This is a genomic window from Streptomyces sp. NPDC058685 (assembly GCF_042714725.1).
In the GTDB taxonomy this organism is placed as follows: domain Bacteria; phylum Actinomycetota; class Actinomycetes; order Streptomycetales; family Streptomycetaceae; genus Streptomyces.
In genome coordinates this window covers 103299-116456 of the sequence record NZ_JBHXSL010000001.1, presented here as the reverse complement: position 1 = coordinate 116456, position 13158 = coordinate 103299, and the positions used below count along the sequence as shown (strand labels likewise).

At 65.6% G+C, this 13158-nt stretch carries 24 protein-coding genes; all 24 read right to left on the bottom strand.

What is annotated here, in order from left to right; translation table 11 throughout:
- Positions 1 to 72 precede the first annotated feature (72 nt).
- Positions 73 to 573: a 50S ribosomal protein L17 gene (gene rplQ / locus ACFWU3_RS00610; RefSeq protein ID WP_313944674.1), complete on the bottom strand. Its 501-nt coding sequence runs from the start codon at positions 571 to 573 to the stop codon at positions 73 to 75.
- A gap of 97 nt (positions 574 to 670) precedes the next feature.
- Positions 671 to 1693, bottom strand: coding sequence for a DNA-directed RNA polymerase subunit alpha (locus ACFWU3_RS00605; protein ID WP_003956430.1), 1023 nt, complete (start codon positions 1691 to 1693; stop codon positions 671 to 673).
- Positions 1694 to 1823: 130 nt separating this feature from the next.
- Positions 1824 to 2228: a 30S ribosomal protein S11 gene (gene rpsK, locus ACFWU3_RS00600; protein WP_003956432.1), complete on the bottom strand. Its 405-nt coding sequence runs from the start codon at positions 2226 to 2228 to the stop codon at positions 1824 to 1826.
- 65 nt (positions 2229 to 2293) lie between these two features.
- A complete protein-coding gene (gene rpsM, locus ACFWU3_RS00595) occupies positions 2294 to 2674 on the bottom strand; it encodes a 30S ribosomal protein S13 (RefSeq protein ID WP_313944675.1) in 381 nt (126 codons plus the stop codon).
- A gap of 202 nt (positions 2675 to 2876) precedes the next feature.
- Complete coding sequence (gene rpmJ / locus ACFWU3_RS00590; protein WP_003956441.1) at positions 2877 to 2990, bottom strand: 50S ribosomal protein L36; 114 nt, start codon at positions 2988 to 2990, stop codon at positions 2877 to 2879.
- A gap of 58 nt (positions 2991 to 3048) precedes the next feature.
- Entirely contained in the window at positions 3049 to 3270 is a 222-nt protein-coding gene (gene infA / locus ACFWU3_RS00585) for a translation initiation factor IF-1 (protein WP_003956442.1), read from the bottom strand.
- A gap of 157 nt (positions 3271 to 3427) precedes the next feature.
- Positions 3428 to 4270: a type I methionyl aminopeptidase gene (gene map, locus ACFWU3_RS00580; RefSeq protein ID WP_384429027.1), complete on the bottom strand. Its 843-nt coding sequence runs from the start codon at positions 4268 to 4270 to the stop codon at positions 3428 to 3430.
- A 100-nt stretch (positions 4271 to 4370) separates the two neighbouring features.
- Complete coding sequence (locus tag ACFWU3_RS00575; RefSeq protein WP_384429024.1) at positions 4371 to 5030, bottom strand: adenylate kinase; 660 nt, start codon at positions 5028 to 5030, stop codon at positions 4371 to 4373.
- Positions 5030 to 6349: a preprotein translocase subunit SecY gene (gene secY / locus ACFWU3_RS00570; protein WP_384429021.1), complete on the bottom strand. Its 1320-nt coding sequence runs from the start codon at positions 6347 to 6349 to the stop codon at positions 5030 to 5032. Before secY ends, ACFWU3_RS00575 begins: the two co-directional genes overlap by 1 nt.
- A 250-nt stretch (positions 6350 to 6599) precedes the next feature.
- A complete protein-coding gene (gene rplO / locus ACFWU3_RS00565) occupies positions 6600 to 7055 on the bottom strand; it encodes a 50S ribosomal protein L15 (protein WP_313944679.1) in 456 nt (151 codons plus the stop codon).
- A gap of 1 nt (position 7056) precedes the next feature.
- Entirely contained in the window at positions 7057 to 7239 is a 183-nt protein-coding gene (rpmD, locus tag ACFWU3_RS00560; RefSeq protein WP_018550611.1) for a 50S ribosomal protein L30, read from the bottom strand.
- Positions 7239 to 7844 (bottom strand): 30S ribosomal protein S5, encoded by a 606-nt coding sequence (gene rpsE / locus ACFWU3_RS00555; RefSeq protein ID WP_313944680.1) that lies wholly within the window; start codon positions 7842 to 7844, stop codon positions 7239 to 7241. The genes rpmD and rpsE overlap by 1 nt, the downstream gene beginning before the upstream one ends.
- Positions 7845 to 7890: 46 nt before the next feature.
- The gene (gene rplR, locus ACFWU3_RS00550; RefSeq protein ID WP_313944681.1) at positions 7891 to 8274 is read right to left on the bottom strand and encodes a 50S ribosomal protein L18; all 384 of its coding nucleotides are present in this window, start codon (positions 8272 to 8274) and stop codon (positions 7891 to 7893) included.
- A gap of 3 nt (positions 8275 to 8277) precedes the next feature.
- Positions 8278 to 8817 carry a 50S ribosomal protein L6 gene (gene rplF, locus ACFWU3_RS00545; RefSeq protein WP_313944682.1) on the bottom strand — a complete coding sequence of 180 codons (540 nt, stop codon included), beginning with the start codon at positions 8815 to 8817 and terminating at the stop codon, positions 8278 to 8280.
- Between the two features lie 21 nt (positions 8818 to 8838).
- Entirely contained in the window at positions 8839 to 9237 is a 399-nt protein-coding gene (gene rpsH, locus ACFWU3_RS00540; RefSeq protein WP_005313538.1) for a 30S ribosomal protein S8, read from the bottom strand.
- Between the two features lie 209 nt (positions 9238 to 9446).
- Positions 9447 to 9632, bottom strand: a complete 186-nt coding sequence (locus tag ACFWU3_RS00535) for a type Z 30S ribosomal protein S14 (protein WP_003948630.1) — start codon at positions 9630 to 9632, stop codon at positions 9447 to 9449.
- Positions 9633 to 9635: 3 nt separating this feature from the next.
- Positions 9636 to 10193 (bottom strand): 50S ribosomal protein L5, encoded by a 558-nt coding sequence (rplE, locus tag ACFWU3_RS00530; protein ID WP_313944683.1) that lies wholly within the window; start codon positions 10191 to 10193, stop codon positions 9636 to 9638.
- A complete protein-coding gene (gene rplX / locus ACFWU3_RS00525) occupies positions 10193 to 10516 on the bottom strand; it encodes a 50S ribosomal protein L24 (RefSeq protein WP_142214201.1) in 324 nt (107 codons plus the stop codon). The genes rplE and rplX overlap by 1 nt, the downstream gene beginning before the upstream one ends.
- 2 nt (positions 10517 to 10518) lie before the next feature.
- Entirely contained in the window at positions 10519 to 10887 is a 369-nt protein-coding gene (gene rplN / locus ACFWU3_RS00520; protein ID WP_003956455.1) for a 50S ribosomal protein L14, read from the bottom strand.
- Positions 10888 to 11011: 124 nt separating this feature from the next.
- Positions 11012 to 11296 carry a 30S ribosomal protein S17 gene (gene rpsQ / locus ACFWU3_RS00515; protein WP_313944684.1) on the bottom strand — a complete coding sequence of 95 codons (285 nt, stop codon included), beginning with the start codon at positions 11294 to 11296 and terminating at the stop codon, positions 11012 to 11014.
- Complete coding sequence (gene rpmC, locus ACFWU3_RS00510) at positions 11296 to 11520, bottom strand: 50S ribosomal protein L29 (protein WP_142214203.1); 225 nt, start codon at positions 11518 to 11520, stop codon at positions 11296 to 11298. Before rpmC ends, rpsQ begins: the two co-directional genes overlap by 1 nt.
- Positions 11520 to 11939 (bottom strand): 50S ribosomal protein L16, encoded by a 420-nt coding sequence (gene rplP / locus ACFWU3_RS00505; protein ID WP_313944685.1) that lies wholly within the window; start codon positions 11937 to 11939, stop codon positions 11520 to 11522. The genes rpmC and rplP overlap by 1 nt, the downstream gene beginning before the upstream one ends.
- A 5-nt stretch (positions 11940 to 11944) precedes the next feature.
- On the bottom strand, positions 11945 to 12793 hold the full coding sequence (gene rpsC, locus ACFWU3_RS00500; RefSeq protein WP_313944686.1) for a 30S ribosomal protein S3: 849 nt from the start codon (positions 12791 to 12793) through the stop codon (positions 11945 to 11947).
- Complete coding sequence (rplV, locus tag ACFWU3_RS00495) at positions 12793 to 13140, bottom strand: 50S ribosomal protein L22 (RefSeq protein ID WP_004571827.1); 348 nt, start codon at positions 13138 to 13140, stop codon at positions 12793 to 12795. Before rplV ends, rpsC begins: the two co-directional genes overlap by 1 nt.
- Positions 13141 to 13158: the final 18 nt, after the last annotated feature.

Sequence of the window (13158 nt, the reverse complement as noted above, 5' to 3'; positions counted from 1 at the left end):
ATCCTCTCGCAAGGCGGAACGCGAGAGCGGGCCCGCCCCGAAGGGCGGGCCCGCTCACAGCACGGCAGGGCCTCAGGCGTCCTTGGACGCCTCGTCCGCCGGCTTGGCGTCCTCGACGGCCTCGGCCTCGGTGGACGCGTCCTTCTTGAGGGCGTCCTCCTTGACCGCACGCTTGGTCGCGGCCTCGGCCTCGTCGACGGTCGCCTTCTTGGCGATCTCGCCCTCGACCAGCTCGATCACGGCCATCGGGGCGTTGTCGCCACGACGGCCACCGATCTTGGTGATCCGGGTGTAGCCACCCGGGCGCTCGGAGTACCGCGGAGCGATCTCGGTGAAGAGCGTGTGCACGATGCCCTTGTCCGTGATCGTCTGCAGGACCAGGCGACGGTTGTGGATGTCGCCCTTCTTCGCCTTGGTGATCAGACGCTCCGCGACCGGACGAAGGCGACGGGCCTTGGCCTCGGTCGTGGTGATGCGGCCGTGCTCGAACAGCTGCTTCGCGAGGTTCGCGAGGAGCAGACGCTCGTGCGCGGCGCTGCCGCCCAGACGGGCGCCCTTGGCGGGCTTCGGCATGGTGTTTCTCCTTGTGTGCTGCACCGGCCGTATCAGGTACCGGTGTCAGTTCCCCCGTGGCGGACGCCACGGGGAAGGCGTGCGAGAGCCGTCAGGCTCAGTACTGCTCGGTCTCCACGAAGCCCGCGTCCGCGTCGTCGTCGGCGCCGAAGGCGTCGGCGGCGGCGGTCGGGTCGAATCCGGGCGGGCTGTCCTTGAGGGCCAGGCCCATGCCGGCCAGCTTCGCCTTGACCTCGTCGATCGACTTCGCACCGAAGTTGCGGATGTCGAGCAGGTCCGCCTCGGAACGCGCCACGAGCTCACCCACGGAGTGGATGCCCTCGCGCTTGAGGCAGTTGTACGAACGGACCGTGAGCTCGAGCTCCTCAATCGGCAGAGCCAGATCGGCGGCGAGCGCGGCGTCCGTCGGGGACGGGCCCATGTCGATGCCCTCGGCGTCGATGTTGAGCTCGCGCGCCAGACCGAACAGCTCGACCAGGGTCTTACCGGCGGAGGCCATGGCGTCACGGGGACGCATCGCCTGCTTGGTCTCGACGTCGACGATCAGCTTGTCGAAGTCGGTGCGCTGCTCGACACGGGTCGCCTCGACCTTGTACGTGACCTTGAGCACCGGGGAGTAGATGGAGTCGACCGGGATACGGCCGATCTCCTGGCCCACCTGCTTGTTCTGCACGGCGGAGACGTAGCCGCGACCGCGCTCGACGGTCAGCTCCATCTCCAGCTTGCCCTTGCCGTTCAGCGTGGCGAGGACCAGGTCGGGGTTGTGCACCTCGACACCGGCCGGCGGGGCGATGTCGGCGGCGGTGACCAGACCCGGGCCCTGCTTGCGCAGGTACATCACGACCGGCTCGTCGTGCTCCGAGGAGACGACCAGCTGCTTGATGTTGAGGATGAGGTCGGTGACGTCCTCCTTGACGCCCGGCACGGTGGTGAACTCGTGCAGGACACCGTCGATACGGATGGACGTGACCGCCGCACCCGGGATCGAGGAGAGGAGCGTACGGCGGAGGGAGTTGCCGAGGGTGTAGCCGAAGCCCGGCTCCAGCGGCTCGATCACGAACCGGGAGCGGTATTCGTCGACGACCTCTTCGGTCAGCGAGGGACGCTGAGCGATCAGCATGTCTGTGATCCTTTTTGTCGTGGACGCCCGCTATTTGACGTCCGACGGGTACTGCGTACTGCAAGGGTACGGGCGGTACGTCTCTTTCGAGGCGTACCGCCCGGCACTCAGGTCAAGCGGTCGCTGAAGGTCAGACGCGACGGCGCTTGGGGGGACGGCAGCCGTTGTGCGGCGTGGGGGTGACGTCCTGGATGGAACCGACCTCGAGGCCCGTGGCCTGGAGGGAACGGATCGCGGTCTCACGGCCGGAGCCGGGACCCTTGACGAAGACGTCGACCTTGCGCATGCCGTGCTCCTGCGCGCGGCGGGCGGCCGACTCGGCGGCCATCTGCGCGGCGAAGGGGGTGGACTTGCGCGAGCCCTTGAAGCCGACGTGGCCGGCGGAGGCCCAGGAGATCACGTTGCCCGAGGGGTCCGTGATCGAGACGATCGTGTTGTTGAACGTGCTCTTGATGTGCGCGTGGCCGTGAGCGACGTTCTTCTTTTCCTTGCGGCGCACCTTCTTGGCAGCGCCCTGACGTCCCTTGGGGGGCATCTATTTCTCCTACAGGGAGGTGGTCGGTCCTACAGCGAAGACCGCTGATGAGCGTCCGCTGAGGACTACTTCTTGCCCGGCTTCTTCTTACCGGCGATGGCGCGACGCGGGCCCTTGCGGGTACGGGCGTTCGTGCTGGTGCGCTGACCGTGGACCGGCAGGCCACGACGGTGGCGCAGACCCTGGTAGCAGCCGATCTCGACCTTGCGGCGGATGTCGGCCTGGATCTCGCGGCGGAGGTCACCCTCGGTGCGGAGGTTGGCGTCCACGTACTCGCGGATCTTGACCAGGTCCTCTTCGGCCAGGTCACGAACGCGGGTGTTCGGGTTCACGTCGGTCGCGGAGAGAATCTCCTTCGACCGGGTGCGCCCGATACCGAAGACGTAGGTGAGTGCGATCTCCACACGCTTTTCGCGCGGGATGTCAACACCGGAAACGCGTGCCATTCAATGGCTCCTGTGTGATCGGGGGTCTTCCGCAGAACCGATCCCGACCGCCGACCGCCTCGGGTGAAGCAGTGGTACGTCCGGGTCCCCGGCCCCCGCCGGAGGTGCCGCCGACCCCGTGCGGGGCTGGGCGGGTTCTGCGTATGTACGAAATTGCTTGCGTCGCGCGAAGAACTGCGGAGTGCAGGTCGGTCGGCGTGCGTCAGCCCTGGCGCTGCTTGTGGCGCAGGTTGTCGCAGATGACCATGACCCGGCCGTGACGGCGGATCACCTTGCACTTGTCGCAGATCTTCTTGACGCTCGGCTTGACCTTCATGGGATGTGAGGTTCTCCGGGTCAGTGCCTTCACCCCGCGGACGGGGCGACGACAAGATCTACTTGTAGCGGTAGACGATCCGCCCACGCGTCAGGTCGTACGGAGAGAGCTCCACGACGACCCGGTCGTCCGGGAGGATTCGGATGTAGTGCATCCGCATCTTGCCGGAGATGTGCGCGAGGACCTTGTGACCGTTCTGGAGCTCCACCTTGAACATGGCGTTCGGGAGGGACTCGATCACGGTGCCCTCAATCTCGATGGCACCTTGCTTCTTGGCCACGCTTCGCCCTTCGAATCGGCTACCTTGATCGACTCCTGCGCCCGTATGGAGACACACGGGTACACCAGAGCCGACGCATGAGTCTACGTCAGGCCATCCGAAAAGACGAATCCGGCAAGTTTGCCCAGTGACGTAGATCGTTACTCCGGCCACGGCGTCAGGACGACGCCAGAGGGTCCGGCGCCGCGGTGATCCCGAGCTCGGCCAGCTTCGCCCGGCCGCCGTCGGGCGCGGTGAGGACCAGCGGGCCCTCCTCCGTGAGAGCCACGGAGTGCTCCCAGTGCGAGGACCAGGTGCCGTCCGTCGTGATGACGGTCCAGTCGTCCGCGAGGACCTCGGTCCGCGGGGTGCCCAGGGAGACCATCGGCTCGATCGCCAGGCAGAAACCGGGGACCAGCTTCGGGCCCTTGCCGCGCTTGCGCGCGACGTAGTTCAGCAGATGCGGGTCCATGTGCATCTCGGTGCCGATGCCGTGGCCGCCGTAGTCCTCGATGATCCCGTACCGGCCGCCGCCGGGCTTGGGCTGCCGGCGGATGTACGTCTCGATGGCACGGGAGACGTCCACCAGACGGTTGCCGTTCTTCATCGCGGCGATACCGGCCCACATGGACTCCTCGGTGACCCGGGAGAGCTCCACCAGCTCCGGCGCGTGCCCGCTGCCCACGAAGACGGTGTACGCGGCGTCGCCGTGCCAGCCGTCGATGATCGCGCCGGCGTCGACCGAGATGATGTCGCCGTCCTTGAGGACGGTCTTCTCGTCGGGGATGCCATGGACGACCACCTCGTTGACCGAGGTGCAGATGGTGGCGGGGAACCCTCCGTATCCCAGGAAGTTCGACTTGGCACCGTGGTCGGCGATCACCTTGCGGGCGACCTCGTCCAGATCCTTCGTCGACGCACCGGGCACGGCGGCCTCACGCGTCGCGGCGTGGATCGCGGCGACGACCAGCCCCGCCTCGCGCATCTTCGCGATCTGCTCCGGGGTCTTGATCTGCACCATGGACTTTGCCTTCCACCTCTGCACGTCGTCGTCACTCTGGCTCAACAGTACGGCCGCGGCGTCCGTCGGACACCGCGGCCACAGGTACTGCGCGTACTGCTCAGTCGTTCTGGAGCTTCTCCAGCGCTTCCATCGCCCGCTTGGTCACGTCGGTGACCTTGCCGAGCGCCGAGATCGTGACCACGAGGCCCTGATTCCGGTAGTAGTCGATGATCGGCTCCGTCTGCGTGTGGTACACCTCGAGCCGCTTGCGCACGGTCTCCTCGGAGTCGTCGTCACGCTGGTACAGGTCGCCGCCGCAGGTGTCGCAGACACCTTCCTGCTTCGGCGACGAGTACGACACGTGGAAGACGTGGCTCGAGTCGTTGCGGCAGATACGGCGGCCGGCGATGCGCCGCACGACCTCGTCCTCGGGGACCTCCAGGTCCAGCACCGCGTCCAGCGTCATGCCCTCGGACTTCAGCATCTCGTCGAGCGCCTCGGCCTGCGAGACGTTCCGCGGGAAGCCGTCCAGCAGGAAGCCGTTGCGGGCGTCCTCCTGGGCCATGCGGTCCTTCGCCATCGCGATGGTGACCTCGTCCGGCACCAGCTCACCGGCGTCCATGAAGGACTTGGCCTTGCGGCCCAGCTCGGTGCCCTTGCTGATGTTGGCGCGGAAGAGGTCGCCCGTGGAGATGTGCGGGATCGACAGGTTGGTGGCAAGGTACGCAGCCTGCGTTCCCTTGCCGGCACCGGGCGGCCCGACGAGGACGATTCGCATCAGCGGAGGAACCCTTCGTAATTACGCTGCTGGAGCTGGCTCTCGATCTGCTTCACGGTCTCCAGACCCACACCCACGATGATGAGGATGCTCGTCCCGCCGAACGGGAAGTTCTGGTTCGCGCCGCCGAAGCCCGCCAACGCCATCGTCGGCACAAGAGCAATCAGACCCAGGTACAGCGAGCCCGGCCAAGTGATCCTGTTGAGCACGTAGCTCAGATACTCGGCAGTAGGTCGACCTGCCCGGATACCCGGGATGAAGCCACCATACTTCTTCATGTTGTCGGCAACTTCTTCGGGGTTGAAGGAGATAGCCACATAGAAGAAGGCGAAGAAGACAATCAGGAGGAAGTACGTGGCGATGTAGTAAGGGTGATCACCCTTGACGAAATGCGCCTCGATCCAGGTCTTCCAGCCGGACTGCGAGCTCGAGAACTGCGCGATCAGCGCCGGGATGTACAGCAGCGACGAGGCGAAGATGACCGGAATCACACCGGCCTGGTTCACCTTGAGCGGGATGTACGTGGACGTACCGCCGTAGGACCGCCGTCCGATCATGCGCTTCGCGTACTGCACCGGGATGCGGCGCTGCGCCTGTTCGACGAAGACGACCAGGGCCACCATCACGAAGCCGATCAGGATGACGGTGCCGAACTCGATCCAGCCCTTGGCGAGCTTGCCGCTCTGCTTGATCGCCCAGAGAGCGCCGGGGAAGCCGGCGGCGATCGAGATGAACATCAGGATCGACATGCCGTTGCCGATGCCACGGTCGGTGATCAGCTCACCGAGCCACATGACGGCGGCAGTACCGGCGGTCATGGTCACCACCATGACGATGGTGGTGAAGATCGACCGGTCGGGGACGATCTGGTCGGCCACCTGACAGCCGCCGAACAACGCACCGCTGCGAGCCGTCGCCACAAGACCGGTGCCCTGCAGCACGGCGAGGGCGACAGTGAGGTAGCGGGTGTACTGCGTGATCTTCGCCGTGCCGGACTGGCCCTCCTTCTTGAGGGCCTCGAGCCGTGGGATCACGACGGTCAGCAGCTGCAGGATGATGCTCGCCGTGATGTACGGCATGATGCCGAGCGCGAAGATGGTGATCTGCAGCAGCGCTCCGCCGCTGAACATGTTCACCAGCCCGAACAGGCTGTTGTTGTTCTTCTGCGCGGCGTCTACACAAATCTGCACATTGCCGTAGTCCACACCCGGAACCGGGATGTGCGATCCGAGCCGGTACAAAACGATGATGGCGAGTGTGAAGAGCAGCTTCTTGCGCAGGTCGGGCGTCTTGAACGCCCGGGCGAACGCGGTGAGCACGGTGCCTCCTGCGACCCCCGCGCTACTGCGTCAGAGGTGACGGTCTTGAGGATCGACGAATACGAAACAGGCAATCCGCACGATCTTAGTCGGACAGACCGCACGGTCCGGGGGCAGTAACCCCCTTGTTACAGCAACAGTGCACGCCACCTTACCGGCGGATGTGCCCCCCTAGGAACGACCAACCGGGGATGCCCCATTTGAGAGGCATCCCCGGTCGGTGTTTCAGCTTTCAGCCACTGAACTCGTCTCAGACGAGCTCGGTGACGGTGCCGCCGGCAGCGGCAATCTTCTCCTTGGCGGAGCCGGAGACGGCGTCGACCGTCACCTGCAGCGCCACGGAAAGCTCGCCCTGGCCAAGGACCTTGACGAGGCTGTTCTTGCGAACCGCACCCTTGGCGACCAGATCGGCCACCGTGACTTCGCCACCCTCGGGGTAGAGCGAAGAGAGCTTGTCCAGGTTGACAACCTGGTACTCGGTACGGAACGGGTTCTTGAAGCCCTTGAGCTTCGGGAGACGCATGTGGAGGGGCATCTGCCCACCCTCGAAGCGCTCCGGAACCTGGTAACGGGCCTTGGTGCCCTTGGTTCCACGACCAGCGGTCTTACCCTTGGACGCCTCACCACGACCCACACGGGTCTTGGCGGTCTTGGCGCCCGGGGCGGGCCGGAGGTTGTGGACCTTCAGCGGGTTGTTCTCCGCCATGTCAGTCGACCTCCTCAACCGTCACGAGGTGGCGGACGGTGTGCACCATTCCGCGGAACTCGGGGCGGTCCTCCTTGACAACCACGTCGTGCAGGCGCTTGAGCCCGAGCGAACGCAGGGTGTCGCGGTGGTTCTGCTTGCTGCCGATGTAGGACTTCGTCTGCGTGATCTTGAGGCGGGCCATTACGCACCCGCTCCCGCACGTGCACGAAGCAGAGCCGCGGGGGCGACGTCCTCGAGGGGCAGACCACGGCGAGCCGCGATCTCCTCGGGACGCTGCAGGCCCTTGAGGGCCGCCACGGTCGCGTGCACGATGTTGATCGCGTTGGACGAGCCAAGCGACTTCGACAGGATGTCGTGAACGCCGGCGCACTCGAGCACGGCGCGCACCGGGCCACCGGCGATAACACCGGTACCGGGGGAAGCCGGCTTCAGCAGCACGACGCCCGCGGCACGCTCACCCGTGATGGGGTGCGGGATGGTGCCCTGGATACGGGGGACCTTGAAGAAGTGCTTCTTGGCCTCCTCAACACCCTTGGCGATGGCGGCCGGCACCTCCTTGGCCTTGCCGTAACCGACACCTACGGTGCCGTCACCGTCTCCGACCACGACGAGCGCGGTGAAGCTGAAGCGACGACCACCCTTGACAACCTTGGCGACGCGGTTGATCGCGACAACGCGCTCAACGTACGCGGTCTTCTCGGCGGCAGCAGCGCCACCGTCGCGACCCTTCCGGTCCCGCCGCTCGCCGCCACCGGCACCGCTTCCGCGGCGCTGGGGTCCAGCCATTGGAATTACCTCTCTCTGTTACGTCCGTTAGTCCCGGAACCGGGGCTCAGAACTTCAGCCCGGCTTCGCGGGCGGCGTCAGCCAGAGCGGCAATGCGCCCGGCGTACCTGTTGCCACCACGGTCGAACACGACAGCCTCGACACCGGCAGCCTTCGCACGCTCGGCGACGAGCGCGCCGACCTGCTTGGCCTGGGCGCTCTTGTCGCCCTCGCCACCGCGGATCGAGGTGTCCAGGGTCGACGCCGACGCGAGCGTGTGGCCCGCGATGTCGTCGATGACCTGCGCCACGATGTTGCGGTTGGAGCGCGTCACGACGAGGCGCGGACGCTCCGGCGTGCCGGAGACGTGCTTACGGACGCGAATGTGACGACGCTTGATGGCGGCGCGCTTGTACGCGTCACCCTTGGCGATCTTTACACCGTATGCCATGGCTTACTTACCCGCCTTTCCGACCTTGCGGCGGATGACCTCGCCCGCGTACTTGACGCCCTTGGCCTTGTACGGGTCGGGCTTGCGCAGCTTGCGGATGTTAGCGGCGACCTCGCCGACCTTCTGCTTGTCGATGCCCTCGACCGAGAACTTGGTCGGCGACTCGACCTTGAAGGAGATGCCCTCGGGCGCCTCCACCAGGATCGAGTGGCTGTAGCCGAGCTGGAACTCCAGGTTGGAGCCCTTCGCGGCGACGCGGTAACCGACACCGCTGATCTCGAGCGCCTTCGTGTATCCCTGGGTCACGCCGGTGATCATGTTCGCCACCAGCGTGCGGGACAGGCCGTGAAGGGCCTTGTTCTGACGCTCGTCGTTGGGACGGGTGACGTTGAGAACGCCGTCCTCGCCCTTAACAATCTCGATCGGCGCGGCGACGGTGTGCGCGAGGGACCCCTTGGGGCCCTTCACCGCGACCGTGCGGCCATCGATGGTGACGTCCACACCGGCGGGAACCTGGATGGGGAGCTTGCCGATACGCGACATGAGCTTTTCCTCCGTTCCCGACTACCAGACGTAGGCGAGGACTTCCCCACCCACGCCCTTCTTCTGAGCCTGCTGGCCGGTCAGGAGACCGTGGGACGTGGAGATGATCGCCACGCCCAGGCCGCCGAGAACCTTCGGCAGATTGGTGGACTTCGCGTACACGCGCAGACCCGGCTTCGAAATCCGCTTGATGCCGGCGATCGAGCGCTCGCGGTTCGGGCCGAACTTCAGCTCGAGGACGAGGTTCTTGCCGACCTCGGCGTCCTCGACCTTCCAGCCGGTGATGAAGCCCTCCTGCTGGAGGATCTCCGCGATGTGCGACTTGATCTTGCTGTGCGGCATCACGACGGAGTCGTGGTACGCCGAGTTTGCGTTACGCAGACGCGTGAGCATGTCTGCGATCGGATCAGTCATGGTCATGAATTGGCCTTCGGCCTCTCTCGCCGGGGTTTCCTGTATGCGCCATCCCTCTCCCCACTCAGTGGCGGGACGGGTGCGGTGCGGGGACCTACGGCGTAGTAAGTCGTACGGGCGGCGGACGCCCAACCCCACAAGCCTACGGCATGTGAGGGAGGGCTCCCGCCGACCAGATGCTTACCGAGAGTCTCCGGGAATTCCCAAGAAGGGAATTACCAGGAGCTCTTGGTCACGCCCGGCAGCTCGCCACGGTGAGCCATCTCACGAAGGCACACGCGGCACAGGCCGAACTTGCGGTAGACGGAGTGGGGACGACCGCAACGCTGGCAGCGCGTGTAGCCACGCACGCCGAACTTGGGCTTGCGGGCGGCCTTGGCAATGAGAGCCTTCTTCGCCACGGCTCACGCCTCCTTGAACGGGAAGCCGAGGTGACGAAGGAGGGCGCGGCCCTCATCGTCGTTGGTCGCCGTGGTGACCACGGTGATGTCCATACCCCGGACGCGGTCGATCTTGTCCTGGTCGATCTCGTGGAACATGACCTGCTCCGTGAGACCGAAGGTGTAGTTGCCACGGCCGTCGAACTGCTTGGGAGACAGACCACGGAAGTCGCGGATGCGCGGAAGCGCGAGCGACAGGGTGCGGTCCAGGAACTCCCACATGCGGTCGCCACGAAGCGTGACGTGGGCACCGATCGGCTGGCCCTCACGCAGCTTGAACTGCGCGATGGACTTACGGGCCTTGGTGACGGCCGGCTTCTGGCCGGTGATCGTGGTGAGGTCCTTGATGGCACCGTCGATCAGCTTGGAGTCGCGGGCGGCGTCGCCCACACCCATGTTGACCACGATCTTGACGAGGCCCGGAACCTGCATGACGTTCTCGTAGGAGAACTCCTCACGCAGCTTGCCGGTGATCTCCTCGCGGTACTTCGTCTTGAGACGCGGAGTGGTGGTGGTAGCCATCAGATGTCCTCACCCGTCCGCTTGGCAACGCGGATCTTGTTGCCCTCGTCGTCGAAGCGGTAACCGACGCGCGTGACGACCTTGTTGCCGTCCTTCTCCACGACGAGCTGAACGTTGCTCACGTGAACAGGGGCCTCGGTCGTGACGATGCCACCGGTCTGCGAACCGCGAGCGGTCTGACCGGCCTTGGTGTGCTTCTTGACCCGGTTGACACCCTCGACCAGGACGCGGTCCTCGCGGGGGAAGGCCGCGATGACCTTGCCCTGCTTGCCCTTGTCCTTACCGGTGATGACCTGAACCAGGTCGCCCTTCTTGATCTTCATGCTTACAGCACCTCCGGCGCGAGCGAGATGATCTTCATGAACTTCTTCTCGCGCAGCTCACGGCCCACCGGGCCGAAGATACGGGTGCCGCGAGGGTCGCCGTCGTTCTTGAGAATGACAGCGGCGTTCTCGTCGAAGCGGATGTACGAGCCGTCCTGGCGGCGGCGTTCCTTCACGGTGCGAACGATGACCGCCTTGACGACGTCACCCTTCTTCACGTTGCCACCGGGGATCGCGTCCTTGACGGTGGCGACGATGACGTCACCGATGCCCGCGTAGCGGCGGCCGGAACCACCGAGAACACGGATGCAAAGGATCTCCTTGGCACCAGTGTTGTCGGCGACACGCAGCCGCGACTCCTGCTGGATCACGTCTATCTCCTGATCGTCTGCCGGTTCCCGGCAGGGGCACCTGGGTGCCCCTGCCGAGCCTGGCGGAACTGTCCTGAGGGAAACCCCTCAGGGATTCTGTTTCTCAGCGGTCCCCTCGCGGGAACTACTTGGCCTTCTCGAGGATCTCGACGATGCGCCAGCGCTTGGTCGCCGACAGCGGACGCGTCTCCATGATGAGGACGCGGTCGCCGACGCCGGCAGCGTTCTGCTCGTCGTGCGCCTTGAGCTTGTTCGTACGGCGGATGACCTTGCCGTACAGCGCGTGCTTGACGCGGTCCTCGACGGCGACGACGACGGTCTTGTCCATCTTGTCGCTGACGACGAGACCCTCACGGGTCTTGCGGAATCCGCGCGTTTCGGTCTTCTCAGTCACGTTGCTCTCGCTCATCAGGCGCTCTCCACCGTCTCGATGCCCAGCTCGCGCTCACGCATGAGGGTGTAGATCCGCGCGATGTCCTTGCGGACGGCCTTGAGCCGGCCATGGTTCTCGAGCTGACCGGTCGCCGCCTGGAAGCGGAGGTTGAACAGCTCTTCCTTGGCCTCGCGGAGCTTGGCAACAAGCTCCTCGTTGCCCAGTTCGCGCAGCTCGGACGCCTTGGTACCGGTAGACATCACGACTCACCTGCCTCGCGCCGAACGATCCGGCACTTCATCGGAAGCTTGTGAGCAGCGCGGGTAAGCGCCTCACGCGCAATCTTCTCGTTCGGGTAGGACAGCTCGAACATCACCCGACCGGGATGAACGTTCGCGACCCACCACTCCGGGGAACCCTTACCGGAACCCATGCGGGTCTCGGCAGGCTTCTTGGTCAGCGGGCGGTCCGGGTAGATGTTGATCCAGACCTTGCCGCCACGCTTGATGTGGCGGGTCATCGCGATACGAGCCGCCTCGATCTGGCGGTTGGTCACGTACGCCGGAGTCATGGCCTGGATGCCGTACTCGCCGAACGCAACCGTCGTACCACCCTTGGCCATACCGCGGCGCTTGGGGTGGTGCTGCTTGCGGTGCTTGACCCTACGGGGGATCAGCATTTCGGTCAGGCCTCCGTTCCAGTGCTCTCAGCCGGAGCGGCAGCGGCGGCGGGAGCGTCGGCCTTGGGGGCCTCCGCAGCCGGCGCGGACTGCTGCTGCGGCTTGCGGCCGCGACCGCCACCACGCTCGCCACCACGGCCACCGCGGCCGCCGGCCGGGCGGTCGGCGCCGCCACGAGCCGGACGGTTACCGGCGCGCGCAGCGGCGTTCTCGGCGCGGACCTCGGCGATGTTCTTGACGTCGCCCTTGTAGATCCAGACCTTCACACCGATACGGCCGAAGGTCGTCTTGGCCTCGAAGAAGCCGTAGTCGACGTTCGCGCGGAGCGTGTGCAGGGGCACACGGCCCTCGCGGTAGAACTCCGAGCGGGACATCTCGGCGCCACCGAGACGGCCACCGCACTGGATCTTGATGCCCTTGGCGCCGGCCTTCATCGAGCTCTGCATCGACTTGCGCATCGCACGACGGAAGGAGACGCGGGAGGAGAGCTGCTCGGCGACGGCCTGGGCCACCAGCTGAGCGTCCACCTCGGGGTTCTTGACCTCGAGGATGTTCAGCTGGACCTGCTTGCCGGTCAGCTTCTCCAGCTCGCCACGGATGCGGTCGGCCTCGGCGCCGCGGCGGCCGATGACGATGCCCGGGCGGGCGGTGTGGATGTCAACGCGGACGCGGTCGCGGGTGCGCTCGATCTCGACCTTCGAGATGCCGGCCCGCTCCATGCCCTTCGTCATCATGCGACGAATGGCGACGTCTTCCTTGACGTAGTCCTTGTACAGCTTGTCGGCGTACCAACGGGACTTGAAGTCCGTGGTGATGCCGAGCCGGAACCCATGCGGGTTAACCTTCTGGCCCATTACCGGGTTCCTTCCTTGCTGCTGACGACCACGGTGATGTGGCTGGTCCGCTTACGGATCCGGTAGGCACGGCCCTGAGCACGCGGACGGAACCGCTTCAGGGTCGGGCCCTCGTCCACGTACGCCTCGCTGATGACCAGCGAAGAGGCGTCGGTGTGGTCGTAGTTGTGTGCAGCGTTGGCAATGGCACTGTCCAGCACCTTGCCAACCGGCACGCTCGCGGCCTGCGGGGCGAAACGCAGGACCGCCTGAGCCTCCGTGGCATCCATGCCACGGATGAGGTCCACCACTCGGCGGGCCTTCATGGGCGTGACGCGGATGTACCGCGCCTGGGCCCTGGCTTCCATGGTTGTCCCTTCGGTGTA